The 15,112-nt window shown below is 34.2% G+C and carries 11 protein-coding genes; 3 read left to right on the top strand and 8 right to left on the bottom strand.

Annotated features, from left to right (window positions below; genetic code table 11):
• Positions 1 to 42: 42 nt before the first annotated feature.
• From mgrA to G5V56_RS14110, 8 genes are all read right to left on the bottom strand, one after another.
• Positions 43 to 1,035: an L-glyceraldehyde 3-phosphate reductase gene (gene mgrA, locus G5V56_RS14145; RefSeq protein ID WP_166966167.1), complete on the bottom strand. Its 993-nt coding sequence runs from the start codon at positions 1,033 to 1,035 to the stop codon at positions 43 to 45.
• Between the two features lie 42 nt (positions 1,036 to 1,077).
• Positions 1,078 to 2,460: a GH1 family beta-glucosidase gene (locus tag G5V56_RS14140; protein WP_166966166.1), complete on the bottom strand. Its 1,383-nt coding sequence runs from the start codon at positions 2,458 to 2,460 to the stop codon at positions 1,078 to 1,080.
• 18 nt (positions 2,461 to 2,478) lie between these two features.
• Complete coding sequence (locus G5V56_RS14135) at positions 2,479 to 4,089, bottom strand: MFS transporter (RefSeq protein ID WP_166966164.1); 1,611 nt, start codon at positions 4,087 to 4,089, stop codon at positions 2,479 to 2,481.
• 30 nt (positions 4,090 to 4,119) lie between these two features.
• A complete protein-coding gene (locus tag G5V56_RS14130) occupies positions 4,120 to 6,321 on the bottom strand; it encodes a glycoside hydrolase family 3 N-terminal domain-containing protein (RefSeq protein WP_166966163.1) in 2,202 nt (733 codons plus the stop codon).
• A 202-nt stretch (positions 6,322 to 6,523) separates the two neighbouring features.
• Positions 6,524 to 6,787: a hypothetical protein gene (locus G5V56_RS14125; protein ID WP_166966161.1), complete on the bottom strand. Its 264-nt coding sequence runs from the start codon at positions 6,785 to 6,787 to the stop codon at positions 6,524 to 6,526.
• Positions 6,788 to 7,078: 291 nt separating this feature from the next.
• The gene (gene bglX, locus G5V56_RS14120; protein WP_166966160.1) at positions 7,079 to 9,367 is read right to left on the bottom strand and encodes a beta-glucosidase BglX; all 2,289 of its coding nucleotides are present in this window, start codon (positions 9,365 to 9,367) and stop codon (positions 7,079 to 7,081) included.
• A gap of 21 nt (positions 9,368 to 9,388) precedes the next feature.
• Complete coding sequence (locus tag G5V56_RS14115; protein ID WP_166966158.1) at positions 9,389 to 10,510, bottom strand: glycoside hydrolase family 16 protein; 1,122 nt, start codon at positions 10,508 to 10,510, stop codon at positions 9,389 to 9,391.
• 531 nt (positions 10,511 to 11,041) lie between these two features.
• The gene (locus tag G5V56_RS14110; protein ID WP_166966156.1) at positions 11,042 to 12,115 is read right to left on the bottom strand and encodes a Fic family protein; all 1,074 of its coding nucleotides are present in this window, start codon (positions 12,113 to 12,115) and stop codon (positions 11,042 to 11,044) included.
• 477 nt (positions 12,116 to 12,592) lie between these two features.
• Here G5V56_RS14110 and G5V56_RS14105 point away from each other — a divergent pair, with 477 nt between their 5' ends.
• The 3 genes from G5V56_RS14105 to G5V56_RS14095 all read left to right on the top strand — a co-directional run.
• Entirely contained in the window at positions 12,593 to 12,880 is a 288-nt protein-coding gene (locus tag G5V56_RS14105) for a helix-turn-helix domain-containing protein (protein WP_166966154.1), read from the top strand.
• A 71-nt stretch (positions 12,881 to 12,951) separates the two neighbouring features.
• Entirely contained in the window at positions 12,952 to 14,151 is a 1,200-nt protein-coding gene (locus G5V56_RS14100; RefSeq protein ID WP_166966152.1) for a VapE domain-containing protein, read from the top strand.
• Positions 14,152 to 14,370: 219 nt separating this feature from the next.
• The coding region (locus G5V56_RS14095) for a CHC2 zinc finger domain-containing protein (protein WP_166966150.1) at positions 14,371 to 15,112 on the top strand (742 nt) is incomplete at its 3' end.

Here is a 15,112-nt window from a genome sequence, read left to right as displayed (position 1 = left end):
AATTACTACAAACAAACAAGCAATAAAAGAATAAAATTGATTTTAAGCTTTTAAAATCGTTTCAATAGCTTGTAATTCTTCCGATGAGAATTCAAGATTGTTTTGGATACCAACCGCATCCGTAATATGTGACACTTTACTTGCTCCAATAATAACAGAAGTCACTCTTTTATCTCTTAAAACCCATGCTAATGCCAATTGAGACATTTTTTGTCCTCTTTTTTTAGCGATTTCGTTTAAAGCGATTACTTTGCCAATGTTTTTTTCGTTAATATCTGCTGAGGTTAAGAAACTATTTGGTTTTGATGCTCTTGAACCTTCTGGAATACCATTTAAATACTTATCGGTTAAAAGCCCTTGAAACAACGGACTAAAAACAACCGAACCAACGCCGTGGTCTTCCAAAACATCTAATAGGCCATCTTCTATCCATCTATTAAACATGCTGTAAGATGGTTGATGTACTAAACAAGGCGTTCCTAATTCTTTTAAAATTTCGAAGGCTTTTTTAGATTGTTCTGGGCTGTAGGATGAAATTCCGGCGTATAGTGCTTTTCCAGATCGCACAATTTGGTCTAAAGCCCTCATGGTTTCTTCAACAGGTGTACTAGGGTCTGGTCTATGGCTATAGAAAATATCTACATATTCTAATCCCATACGTTTTAAACTTTGGTCGCAACTTGCAATTAAATATTTTCGAGAACCAAAATCACCATAAGGTCCCGGCCACATGCCCCAGCCAGCTTTAGATGTAATAATCATTTCGTCTCTGTAAGCTTTTAAGTCGGTGTTTAATACCTTTCCGAAATTTTCTTCAGCTGAACCTGCTGGTGGTCCGTAATTGTTTGCTAAATCGAAGTGTGTAATTCCTAAATCGAAGGCTTTAAGAATCATTTCTCGTCCATTTTCAAAAACATCAATACCTCCAAAGTTATGCCATAAACCTAGTGAAACTAAAGGTAAATTTATACCGCTTTTTCCACAACGGTTGTATTGCATCGTATCGTATCGTTTTTCGTCTGCTATGTAACTCATGTTATTCTGTTTTAGTTTATATTATTTTTATATTAGATTGATTTAAAAATCAACACTGTTTTTTGCGGTGACGTCTCTAAACCAAAGTGCCGATTTTTTCGGGATGCGTTCTAATGTTTTAAAATCAACGTAATGTAAACCAAAACGCATTTTATAGCCAGAAGCCCACTCAAAATTATCCATAAACGACCAGGCAAAATAGCCTTTAAGTTTAACACCTTCGCTTATGGCTTCTTGACAGGATTCTAAATAGTGCTTATAAAAGTTTAATCGCTCTTGGTCATCAACTTCACCATTAATCAATTCATCCGAGTAAGAACATCCATTTTCAGTAATATAGATATTTGGATTGTCATACCTGTCTTTTATCCAATGTAACATTTTTTTACATCCCCAAGGAACTACAGCCCATTGCATGAGTGTGACTTTCCATTCTGGGTCTAAAGATAAATCAACATCTTGGTCTTCAGAAATACCACCATTACCATACACATTAGTGTCTTTATTGGTTCCATCTGAATGGGCAGCATACATAGTTGTATAATGGTTAAGGCCGAAGAAATCGGACGTTCCTTTAATCATTACCTTTTCTTCTTTAGAGAATTTCGGTAATCTATCACCCAAACGCTCTTTCATAACCTGTGGATAATCACCTTTGTAGATAGGATCTGCGAACCAAGCCAAGAAAAATTCAAGAGCTCTTTCTGCGGCATCTTTATCTTCTTGACTATCTGTTAGTGGCTCTCTCCAATCACAATTATTAGTAATACCAATTCGTCCATTTTGATGGGCATAGCTATTTCTAAAAATTTGTACTGCTTTGGCATGAGCCAAAATTAAATGGTGTGCTGCTAAATAAGGTTCGGAAGTTGATATTCTTCCTGGAGCAAAAACGCCTTGTCCATAACCTAAAATAGCTACCACCCATGATTCGTTCAAAGTAATCCAGTTTTTAACACGATCACCAAAACGTTCAAAACAAACATTTGCATAGTTTGCAAAATAATCAGTAATATTTTTTCCCAGCCAACCATCATCCTCAAGCTGAAGCGCCAAAGGTAAATCCCAATGATATAAAGTCACCCAAGGTGTAATATCAGCTTCAAGTAAGTTGTCAATTAATTCATTATAAAAAGCAATACCTGCTTCGTTAATAGTGTCTTTTCCCGTAGGCATAATTCTAGCCCATGCTATAGAAAATCGATAAGCTTTAACACCCATGTTTTTCATTAACTGGATATCTTCTCTAAATTTATGATAATGGTCACAAGCAATTTCTCCTGTTTCGCCATTAAAAGTCTTACCTGGAATACTTGAAAAGGCATCCCATATAGATGGTCCTTTGCCATCAGCAGCTGCTGCTCCTTCAATTTGGTAAGATGAGGTTGCAGTACCCCAGATAAAATCGTTTGGAAATGTTTTCATTTTATATAAATACAATTTTTAATCTGTTAGTTGTGCTTTTCTCTTAGCGTTTAAATCGGATGTTATGAGATCCATTTTTTCTTTATCAAGAGGATAGAGCATCATGATACCTGCGGCTCCGAATGCTATAACAGCAGGAATCCAACTCATAAGCATAATTATACCAGGAATGGCACCTTCAATGGCTGCGGCATCCTGACCACTATAATTAAATGAAGATAACACAAAGCCGATGATAGCACCCGCAATACCGCCGCCAAATTTGGTTGCAAGTGACCCTGCCGAATATATTAAACCAGTGGCGCGTCTTCCGTTTTTCCATTCGGAAAAATCGGCTGCATCACCTAACATAACAAATAATAGGGTAGGGAACATGGCTGATGCGGCTTCAGAAATAATACCTATTGTAAAAATAGCTGTAGTATCCTGAGGACCACAAAATATAAACAAGCAGTTTACGGCTGCAGAAAATATTAAAGCGTAAATAAACAACTTCTTTTTACCCCATTTTTTACCTAAAGGAGCTACTAGCATGGCACCGCCTATAGATGCTAACGTTAACGCAATCATAAAGCTGGCAGCCAATAATTCTTTATGTAAATAGTGTGCAAAGTAAATAACTACCATACCTTGTTTTATCGCCGTGTAAATATTAAACAATAAACCAATAACCAATAAAACGGCCCAAGGTTTATTTTTAAATAGTTGTTTTAAATCTTTCTTAATATCACTTTCTTGATTTTTAGGTGGTAGAACACGTTCTTTAGTTGATAAAAAGGTTATAATCATAAAAATAGCTAAAAACACGGATAGTAAATACATGGATTGACTATAGCCTTTTTTCTGATTAATAATTGTGATATTTTCGGGCGTAAGATTTTTAAAATTAGAAACTATAAAATGATAATCTTTATTAGCTTCCATTTGGAAACTCTTTGTTGCTGTTGGTTCGTTGTCTTTAACTGTAGTGTCTGCATATTCAAACTTCCCTAAGCCTTCATCTAGTTTTATTCGCGCACTTTCAACATTTAAAGGGGCAGATACAGTAACTTCATAGTTTGAAGAGTTTGGAATGTCAGTTACATGAATTTTAGGGTTTACATTTCCGAAGAAAACAACTAAATACAAAAGTGCTCCTTGAACGAGCATTCCACCGGCGAAAGCACCAACCATACGGTAAGAGCCTAAACTTGTTCGTTCTTTATCATCGCCTGTCATTACCGCCATAAGGGCGCCATAAGGAATATTATTGGCTGTATAAATAAGTGTAAAAAGTATGTAGGTTATATAGGCATATACGATTTTACCTTGCTCACCTAATTCTGGAGCTGTAAATAACAGCGATAAAATAAGTGCTAATGGCACTGCTGTCCATAGAATCCAAGGTCTGAATTTACCATATTTTGAATTAGACCTATCACCAATAACACCCATTAAGACATCACTGATACCATCACTAGATCTGGCAACTAACATTAATAAACCAACAGAAACTGGGTCTATACCAAAAACGTCTGTATAAAAAATAAACAAGAAGGTAGAAACACCTCGCCATGCTATATTTGCTGCGCCATCTCCTAGTGCGTAGCCTATTTTTTCTTTTACTGAAAGCTTAGTGTTTGTAATCATTTTTTAGTTTTTGCGTTTTAAGAATTTTGATTAATCTACAATTTCAAATTTTACTTTTTGGTCATTTACAATAACAAAGTAATCACCGGTTTCTAAATGGTTGTTTCCAAAACTGTCGACGTAACTTAAATCACGCATAGGATCTATTTCAAAACGATAGGCTACTTTTTCTCCAGATTTGATTAATTTTTTCTCAAAGAATTGAAGCTCTTTCATAGGTCTGGAAATATTGGCGACAGGATCGTTTATGAACCACAACACGGTTTCTTTGCCATCTCTGTTACCGGAGTTTGTGACATCTACTTCGGCTATTAAATGTTCATTCTTTTTAATTTGAGTTGCCGATAATTTAATGTCACTATAATCATAAGTTGTGTAGCTTAAACCATCACCAAACCAATATAAAGGATCTCTGGGAATATCTTGATAGTGCCCTAATTTTGGTCTTGCAGATTGTCGCATATTATAATAAATAGGAATCTGGCCAGTTGTTTGTGGGAAGGTTATTGATAATTTCCCTGAAGGATTGTGTCTGCCAGATAAAATACCAGCAACGGCAGAACCAGCCATTGTGCCTGGTTGCCATATTTCTACTATCGCATCAGCTATTTTATTTAATCGGATAAGCTCTAATGGTCGCCCACTGGATAGCATTAAAATAATAGGTTTTTTAGCTTTTAGTAATTCTACAACCAAATCTTCCTGAATTTTAGGTAAGGCAATGGTTGAACGTGATCCATTTTCACCACTCCAATGTTTTTTTTCACCTAAGAAAATAATGACAGCGTCTGATTTTCTTGCGGCTTCAAGAGCATCTTTAAATCCGTTTCGGTCCTCGCCATCAAAATCACATCCTAAGGCATAATTTAAAGTTGCTTTATCTTTAAATTCTTTTTCCAAACCTTCGTAAATAGTTTCAACATTTTTAGGTTGTCCTTTGCCCTCCCAAGAGCCCATAATATTTATGGAATCTTTAACCATAGGACCAATAATGGCTAAGCTTTTATATTTTGAAGTAATTGGCAATGTTTCTTTTTCGTTTTTTAACAACACCATGGATTCTGAGGCTAATTCTTCAGCAGCTTTTAGATATTCTGGTAATAGGTACCGTTTTTCCTCAGGGACCACATCTACGTAAGGGTTTTCAAAAAGCCCTAATTTCATTTTCACACGAAGAATTCTTCTAACGGCTTCATCAATAGCTGTCATAGGAACTTTGCCTTCGGCGACCAATTCTGGTAAATAATCAACATAAACATTATCAACCATATCCATTTCAACACCTGCTAAAAAGGATTTCATTCCAGCTTCTTTTTTGTCTTTAGCAACACCTTGTTCTACTAAATTACGAACAGAACCCCAATCTGAAATCACAAAGCCATCATGTCCCCATTTGTTTTTTAAAACCTCTGTTAAGGTATAATGATTAGCAGATGCAGGCACACCTGTGATGTCATTAAACCCACTCATTACAGTAGCTGCTCCTGCCTTAATACCCGCTTCAAACGGTGGCATAAAAGTTTCCCAAAGTGTTTGCATAGAAACATCGCTGTAATGGTAATCTCTACCTCCTTCAGACAAACTGTAACCTATATAATGTTTTAAACAGGCTGCAATGGTATATTTATTGGCTAAATTAGTGCCTTGATAGCCTTCAATCGCAGCAATAGCGTACTGGGATGTTGCATAAGAATCTTCGCCATAGCCCTCTGCAACACGTCCCCAACGAGCATCTCTGGCAACATCAAGCATAGGTGAAAACGTCCAGTCTAAACCAGAAAGCCAGCTTTCTTTGGCTGATATTTCGCAAGATTCTTTTACCAAATCCGTATTCCAAGAACAGGATTGTGCTAATGGAATTGGAAATACCGTTCTGTACCCATGAATAGCGTCAAAACCAAAAATGATAGGGATGCCCAATCTTGATTCAGTCATTGCCTTTTTTTGAATTTGATTACGGTATTCAGGATTGGTGCTTCTGTAAAGTAGAGAACCAATTAAAGGACTTACAGCTCTCATTTGATCGCCTATATTGTTTGGATTGGCATTTTTACCATACGTCCATTGATTCATTTGCTTGATTTTCTCATCTAAGGTCATTAGACTCAATAAATTATCAATACGTGCTTCTACGGGAGCGTTTTTATCTTTATAAATGGGTTGTTTAGTTTGTGAAAAAGTGCTTGTTTGATAAGCTGCTAACAAGATTACAACTAAAATTCTTCTCTTCATTTGCGTTTTTTAGGTATTAGGTATTTGAATTAATGTATTGCTAAAATAACATCTTTATATAATTTTCTTACTTTAATTGTTAGATTGTCTGCTTTTAATGTTTCTGTTGGAATATAACCTTGATAACCAGTGAGATTTATATCGTATTCTTCGGTAAGGATTTTAAGTTCTACTGGAGTTTTTGAGTAAGCTCCTTCTGCGTCTATGCTGGCGCTAAAAATACGTTTTCAAGTTTAACTTTTAAGTCTTTATGGTGTTCTACAGATATTTCGTAAATCTTTCCTAGTATATTGGTATTATTCATGTAAAATGATAGTTTTGGCTTTCTGTCGTTAATCCAGAAGTTTATAAAAATACCACCACTTTTGGTTACCCAAATGGTGTGTAATTGTCCGATGACAAAGTGAGATCTATCATGTTTGCTTGAAAAAAGACCGTCATTTATATAGGAATTGGCTTCTGCCATTCATTTAACGCCAATAATTCCAGGGTTATGCCCTTGGTTTAATCCAATGCCACTTATACCATTTGTTCCATTTTTAGGAGCGATAATTAATGGTTTTCCGTTGTCAACTTTTTCAAAACCTTATGATATTACTTAATTTGTGGTCTTTTTAGTTAATATTACTTCTTCGACTGTGGATGATAAAGTAATGGAGAAAATTCAACTTCAACATCGCTTTTATCCAATCCAAAGTAGGTTTCATCACTTAAACTTAACCATTTTAAAAGGAATGTGATTTTTATCTAGTATATATTAGTCTACATAAGAAAAATCAGCTTCTAATGATGTTACAGAACTTCCTCCGATAAATACTTTAAAATCTCCAGGTTCTGCTTCCCATTTATTGTTTGCTGTATAAAACTGAATTGTTTTGGTATCAATAGTAAAAGAAACCTCTTTAGATTCACCGGGCTTAAGATTAACTAACTCAAAGCCTTTTAGTTCTTTAATAGGTCTTGTTGTACTTCCTACCATATCTCGAATATACATTTGAACAACTTCTCGTCCTGCATAATTACCTGTATTTTTTAATGTGAAAGACACCTTTAATGAGCCTTCTTTATTAAATGACTCTGAACTTAATTTAATGTTTTCATAGGTAAATGTTGTGTAACTTAAACCATATCCAAATGGATATAAAGGCGCATTGCTAACATCTGAGTAGTGTGCCCAGAATACTTGATCAGGTCCTTTGGCTTGAGGTCTTCCTGTATTTTTATAATTATAATAAATAGGAATTTGACCTACATTTTGAGGAAAACTCATGGTTAATTTTCCACTAGGATTGTAGTCGCCATATAATACTTGAGCAATGGCATTACCACTTTCTGTTCCTAATTGCCAAGCTTCAACAATTGAAGGAATATGATCATTGGCCCAGTTTATAGCCAATGGGCGTCCATTCATCATAACTAAAACGATGTTTTTATTTACTTTATAAACAGCTTCGAGCAATTCTTCTTGGAAACTAGGTAAATCTAAATTTGTTCTACTTCGTGCTTCACCAGATTGAAATCCGTGTTCACCTAATACCATAATTACAACATCCTTGTTTTTGGCAGCATTTACAGCTTCACTAAATCCAGATTTATCTGTTGTGTTAATTTTAATCTCATTAACAAAATTTGGTGAATCTTCAAATAATTTTGGTCCAGAAGCGTAAGTAATTTTATTGTCAGGATACGCTTGAAGACCTTCAATAACAGAAACAGCCGTATTGTCATCCGCTGCTAATCTCCAACTTCCTAACGGACTTGATTTGTCATCAGCTAAATCTCCAATAACAGCAATATTTAAACCTCCTTTTTTAAGCGGTAATAATTGATTGTTATTTTTTAACAATACAATAGATTTTTTTGCTATATCCAAAGAAGCATCATGTAATTTATTGTTGCCAATAATTTCTTTTTCTCTTGCTTCATTGCAATATTTATAAGGATTATCAAAAAGACCTAGCTCAAATTTTACTTTTAAAATTCTACCTGCAGCATCATTAATTAAAGATTCATCAACTAGACCTTCTTTAACTAAATCGGCTAAATTTTTTACATAGGCATAGGATTCCATATCCATATCACATCCAGCTAAAACGGCTAATCTAGACGCATCTTTCATATCTTTAGCATAGCCATGAGTTCGCATTTCTTCAATTGAACCCCAATCTGAAATTACAAAGCCTTTAAAATCCCAATCCTTTTTTAAGATATCTCGTTGTAAATACACATTACCCGTTGCCGGAATACCGTTAAAGTCGTTAAATGCAGTCATAAATGTTTTTACACCAGCATCTTTAGCGGCTTTAAAAGGAGGTAATACAACGTTATGCAACATGGTTAAACTCATATCTACAGTGTTATACTCTTTAGCCGCTATGCCAAAACCATAACCAGCAAAATGTTTAGCACAGGCCGCTATCGTATTATTTGCTGATAAATCTTCTCCTTGAAACCCTTCAACTCTTGCTTTTGCTATTAAGCTACCTAAATAAGTGTCTTCTCCAGCGCCTTCCATAACTCTTCCCCATCGTGCATCTCTTGAAATGTCTACCATGGGAGCAAATGTCCAGTTAATACCAGCCGCAGAGGCTTCAATTGCAGCATTCTCTGCAGATTTTTTAATAGCTTCTAAATCCCAGCTAGCAGATTCTGCGAGTGGTATTGGCGTTAATGTTTTGAAACCATGAACAACATCAAAACCAAATAACAAAGGAATACCTAATCTAGTTTTTTCAACAGCTATTTTTTGAAATGCTCTAACTTCTTTAACACTTTTGATATTTAGCATAGAGCCTACTAAACCTTGTTCTAAATGTTTGTATTTATTGGCAGCGTCTCCTGCTGAAGGTGCAGGACCCGTAACATCATAAAAACCACTGTACTGATTCATTTGTCCAATTTTTTCTTCAAGAGTCATGATGCTCAATAAAGAGTCTACTTTTTTGTCTACGGACTTTTTTGATGAATCTTTTGTAGTAGTTTGACAACTAATTATTGATAAAAAAAGCGTAGTAATGCAAGCAAATGTAAATATGTGTTTGTTCATTTTTGTTTGTTTTGTAAAAAATTATTGATAAACTCTAACATAATCAACTTCCATTGTAGATTCTGTGAAATTAGGATCTATTGTAAACCATGATCCGCCCATGGCTACATTTAGTATAATAAATTGATTTGCAGTGTAAGGATAATTATCATTGGTTTTTGTAGCTGGTGCATATTTGTATTTAAATACACCGTCAATTAAAAATCGTATTTCATTTTTATCCCATTCAATGGAATATACATGAAATGCAGTTGAAAAATCTGGTAAATTTGTTGTGCCCACCCTTGCACTAGTGCAAGCTCCTGAGCATGCTGTAGTGTGTGTTGCACTATGAACTTTTCCTGGGTCGTATCCCCAGTGCTCCATAATATCAATTTCTCCACAAGCTGGCCAGCCTACAGTATTAATATTAGCGCCCAGCATCCATATAGCCGGCCATGTGCCATCACCTTCTGGTAATTTTGCTCTCACATCTACGCGGCCATAGGTAAATTCATATTTGCCTTGAGTTAACAAACGCGCTGAAGTATATTCTGAACCACTATAGCTTTCTTTTTTTGCTGTAATTTTTAACAAGCCACCTTCTACAATTACATTGTCACTTCTATCTGTATAGTATTGACTTTCGCCATTTCCCCAACCATTAGATCCTGTTCCAATATTATACCCCCAGTTATTGGGATTTGGACTTCCATCTACATCAAATTCATCAGACCAAACTAGTTGCAGTTCGGGTTCAGTTACATATACAGTAGTTATCTTAAATGTGCTAACTGTATTGTTTGTACTTGAATAAGCAATTACCGAAATGGTATAATTATTAGTTCCAGGCTCAGTAAATGTATAATCTATGGTGCCTGTAGTATTTTGTATTTCTGAAGCATTACCAAATATAAAACCGTATTTAACAGCATTATCTGCAGTTGCTGTACATTGTATTTTTCCGGAACCATCTCCATTTGGATTTGTGGCATCAGTATTTAATACCGTTACATTTAGCACTAAATTTGCTGGAAGTATTTCTTGCGTTGGATTATCAATAGGGTCATCAGGAGGTGAATCTGAATTACTACAAGAAAGATATGTCAAGCTTATGAAAACAAGTAGTAATATTTTGGAGATAGGTTTATCAATTAGTTTCATCTTTTTGATTTTTTTTTAATTTCTCACATGAATGCAAAAAAAGGTTAAAGCAAACCACTGAAAACGGAATTTTTTGAGCCGCTTAAAAACTCTTTTCATCCTAAGCTATTAAAAGGATTTACAATAATTATTGCTATGATCACTTTCATCACCTTGTCCGACCTATCCCGTTGTATCATGAGTTTTAGATATCACTAAAATTACATAAAAAAATGTCAACTATATTGTCAACTAAAAATAATAACCCTCGTATATATTGACTATACAAGGGTTATTTGTGGAGTCGGAGACAACGACCATAAATTTAACTTTCTAGTGTTTATAGGGCTTAAGAAAGGTCCGGTTTTTATAGGTCACCGAATTGGTCTCGATTTAACATACTTTAACATTTGGGTTTTGATAAGAAGGTCAAAACGACATAATACTATTCAAAGTTTATTTTGCAATTATCCATTGACGAATTAAAAACAAAAAGTAATAGTGTATTACTTTTTGTTTTTAATAGCCTTCATCAATATGGAGTAGCAGTATTTAATCTCTAAGAGTTAGTATTTTTATTAATCTCTCATTAACATAATAGTTTCCAGTACCTAATTTTTCTTTTTTTAGTACATTGTCTTTAGCTAATAGATTTAAATATTTTGAAGCTGTTATCCTGGAGACACCTAAATCATTTTCTATAAACTCGATTTTTGTATATGGATGCTTAAATAAATTATTTAATAAGTCTTGGCTATAAAATTTGTAATTGTTTCTCAATAAATTTTTATATTCATATATTAAATCTCTAATTTTTCCAATTAAAACGATAGTTTCCTTTGAAATTTGTTCCACCGAATCTAACATGTACAAAACCCAATTTTCCCAATTATCAGTTTCTCTAACCTCCTGTAAAAGCTTATAATAATCTACCTTATGTTCAATAATGTAACGACTTAAATAGAGTACAGGTAAATTGAGTAAGTCATTCATTACTAGGTATAATACATTAATGATACGTCCAGTTCTTCCATTACCATCATAAAATGGATGGATACTTTCAAATTGATAATGGATAATAGCCATTTTGACTAACGTGTCAAAATCAGACATTGTTGGATCGTTTATATATTGTTCAAGATTTTTCATTAAATCTCTTATAGTATTATAGTCTTGAGGTGGTGTATATACAATTTCTCCTGTTGTTGCATTTTTTAAATTTGTTCCTGGGACTTTTCTGAAACCAGCATTGTTTTTTTCTAATTCGGATTGAATTGTAATAATATCATTGTTTTTTAATATTCTATTTTTTTTAATTAATTCAAATCCTTTTTTTAATGCAGAAATATAATTCTGGACCTCTTTTGCATTTAAAGACTTAAAACCATCTAAATTTAATTCAGCTTTAAAGATATCATCATGAGTTGTAATAATATTTTCGATAGCAGAACTGTCCTTTGCTTCCTGAAGACCTAATGTGTTTATTAAAATATTTTCATTAGGAATACTTGATACAATACCTTTTAATTCAGCTAATGCCCTGTGTGCTGAAGCTAATTTTTTTAGTACTTTTTTGCTTTCAATATCCTGTTTTAGAGGAAGAGGTCTTAAATTTTCAGATTCCATTATGTATAAAAATGTTAATTTTGTTTACAAAGATAACTTGTTATGATAAGAAAATGCATTTTTCTTATCATAATTTTAATTAATGATAAAATTTTTAAATTAATTTATCATTCTAAGGATGTTGTATTTGAAAAATTTTGATGATTAGATGGAGGTAAAGTTGATGTTTACACTTTCAAAATTTTTATTATACCTTTTTTAACTGTTAATAACTCTAATTCTATTCAAAAACTGTCATTTTTTGGTCATTTAGTTTTGTGGTAAATGATACCAAATGATATCATTCAAAATATATTTGTCATTAAGTCATAAAAATTGATTTATTTTATTTTAACAAGTTGTTTATCAAATATTTGTGAATAACTAATTGATTTTATTTTTTCTTTCAATAGCCACATTTTATACTTTTATTACCATAATCCCATAAGGGAAGGCAAAAGCGCTTTTGTTCATTTTATAAATTTAAAAACAATAAAAATGGACACTATTTTAATTCTTGAACGATTAAATCGTTTAGAAAAACTACTCATTGGAAACAAAGAAGTTTTGACTTTTGACGAAGCCTGTGACTATACAGGTATATCCAGAAGCTATCTTTATAAACTAACGGCTTCCGGAAAAATTCCACATTCTAAACCCAACGGAAAAATGCTCTTTTTTGAGAAGAAGAGACTTGTGGAATGGTTACTGCAAAATAGTCGTAAATCTAAGAATGAGATTGAGGCGGAAGCCATTGCATACACTTTTAGAAATAAAAGAAGGTAAAGAAATCCAATTCCAAAAACATTTTTTTAATTCAATGGCAACACTTTTCGCCGTTTTCTAGACCGTATGACATGGCTTCAACAAACAATGGTCTTTATCTTGTTAAAGACCCCAAAAAGAAAACAATTTATGATTATACCTACGAATATCTATGTTCAAAATATGACATTTTTTATAATGAAATATCACATGATTTTCAGATATCGTTGAAAGGGGACAAATCATGGCATTATCTCAATGTGAACTCTTTGATCATAGAGTTGGCCAAAGCAGGAGTTGATATTAGTTCCGCTAGGCTTGAGATCTTGATCAAGTCAGAGCTTATCAAAAAACACAACCCTATTAAAGCGTATTTTCAAGTCCTCCCTGAATGGGACGGGTTGGACCATATTGCTAAATTAGCTTCCTATGTACCTACCTATGACGATGATGCTTTCTTATACCACTTAAGGAAATGGTTGGTTCGGGCCATACGATGCGCCTTTGAACCCAATTATTTCAATAAACAGGCCTTGATAATCAGCCATAAAGGCCAAAGTTCAGGGAAGTCGACCTGGTGCAGATACTTATGCCCTCCTGAATTGAGCGAATATATGGCCGAGGATATCAGTAATGATAAGGATGCAAGAATTCAACTGTGCAGAAATTTTCTTTATAACCTGGATGAATTGGCGGTGCTTTCCAAAAAAGATGTCAATGCTCTTAAAGCCTTTTTCTCTAAGACCTTTATCAATGAAAGATTGCCCTATGATAGAAAAAACACAACCCTGCCCAGAATATGTTCTTTTGTGGGATCAACCAATATGTCTTCCTTTCTTAATGATGAAACGGGTTCTGTGCGTTGGTTGTGCTTTGAGCTAAAGGATCAAATTGATTTTGCGTATTCAAAAGAGGTTGATATCAAAAAGGTATGGACGCAAGCATATCATTTAGCTTACAAAGACACTACGTTTAATCCAGAACTATCCATTCAGGATATTTGCGAAAACGAAGAACGTAATAAGAAATATACCAATCTCACCACAGAACAAGAACTGGTTGCCAAGTATTATGAAAAATCGACCGACATCGAAGATTTTGTAACGGCATCCGATGTCATGGTCGCATTGTCCTGTTTAAATGTAAGATTGAACCAAGTAAATATAGGCAAAGCTTTTACGGGTTTTAACTTTCAGCGCGTGAAGCATTCCAAGAGACAGGTTTATGGATATTTGGCAAAATCAACTTTTAAAAGCAGTCCATGGGAAGTGGAATTACCTATAAACAGGTAAAACAACCTACCTAGTTACCTAAGAGGTTTAAATGTCTTATAGATACAGAGAATTTCTTAGGTAAGATTAATAAAAACTAGGTTACCTATTTCCCTTCCAACTTACCTGATTGGTAGGAAAGGTAAGGTGAATTTCGAACTAACCTAAGGCCTTAACCCTTATGAATAGCGGCTTAGGTAACTAGGTAGGTGAAAATAGAAAAAAGAAATTATTTAGCTGATGAAAAGAAAAAAATTAAATTGTGAAACAGCCCGAGATTTTTCAGTGGAAAAAGCACTGGAAAAATTAGGGCACTTTCCCAAAAGGACAACGGAAAAAGAAGCTTGGTTTCTGAGTCCTTTCAGGTCAGAAACCCAAGCCTCTTTGAAAGTCTCCAGAACCAAGAACAGATGGTACGACCATGGTGAGGGTGTTGGAGGAAACGTGATAGATTTAGTAAGTAGAATTTTAAAATGCTCTATACAAGACACCCTGGTGTATTTAAGTGACTCCATTCCAATTAACATAATGGAACAACGACATCAGTGGGATACAACGGCTATTAACATAATGACAGGTGCTCATATTGAAATCATTAAAGTTCAAGAAATCATACATCCTGCTTTAGTCCAATATGTAAAACTTAGAGGGATTTCGTTAAAGATTGCCAGAACCCATTGCAAAGAAGTTTGGTACAGATATAATCAGACCCAGTATTTCGCCATTGGGTTAAGGAACGCTAAAAACGGTTGGGAGTTACGCAATAAGATTTTTAAAAACAGTAGCAGCCCCAAATCCTATACCTACATCCAAAAAAACAGCAAGCAATTAATCATATTGGAAGGTATGTTTGATCTGTTAACGTTGGCCACTTTAAATGAAGACCCATTAAAAACTTCAGATATCCTTGTGTTAAACTCCATAGCATTTATAAAAGCTATTGAGAGACATATCCCCAAATATGAATCAGTCCACCTCTATT

The organism is Yeosuana marina (assembly GCF_011762485.1).
GTDB lineage: Bacteria > Bacteroidota > Bacteroidia > Flavobacteriales > Flavobacteriaceae > Yeosuana > Yeosuana marina.
This window is presented reverse-complemented; position numbering and strand designations above follow the sequence as displayed.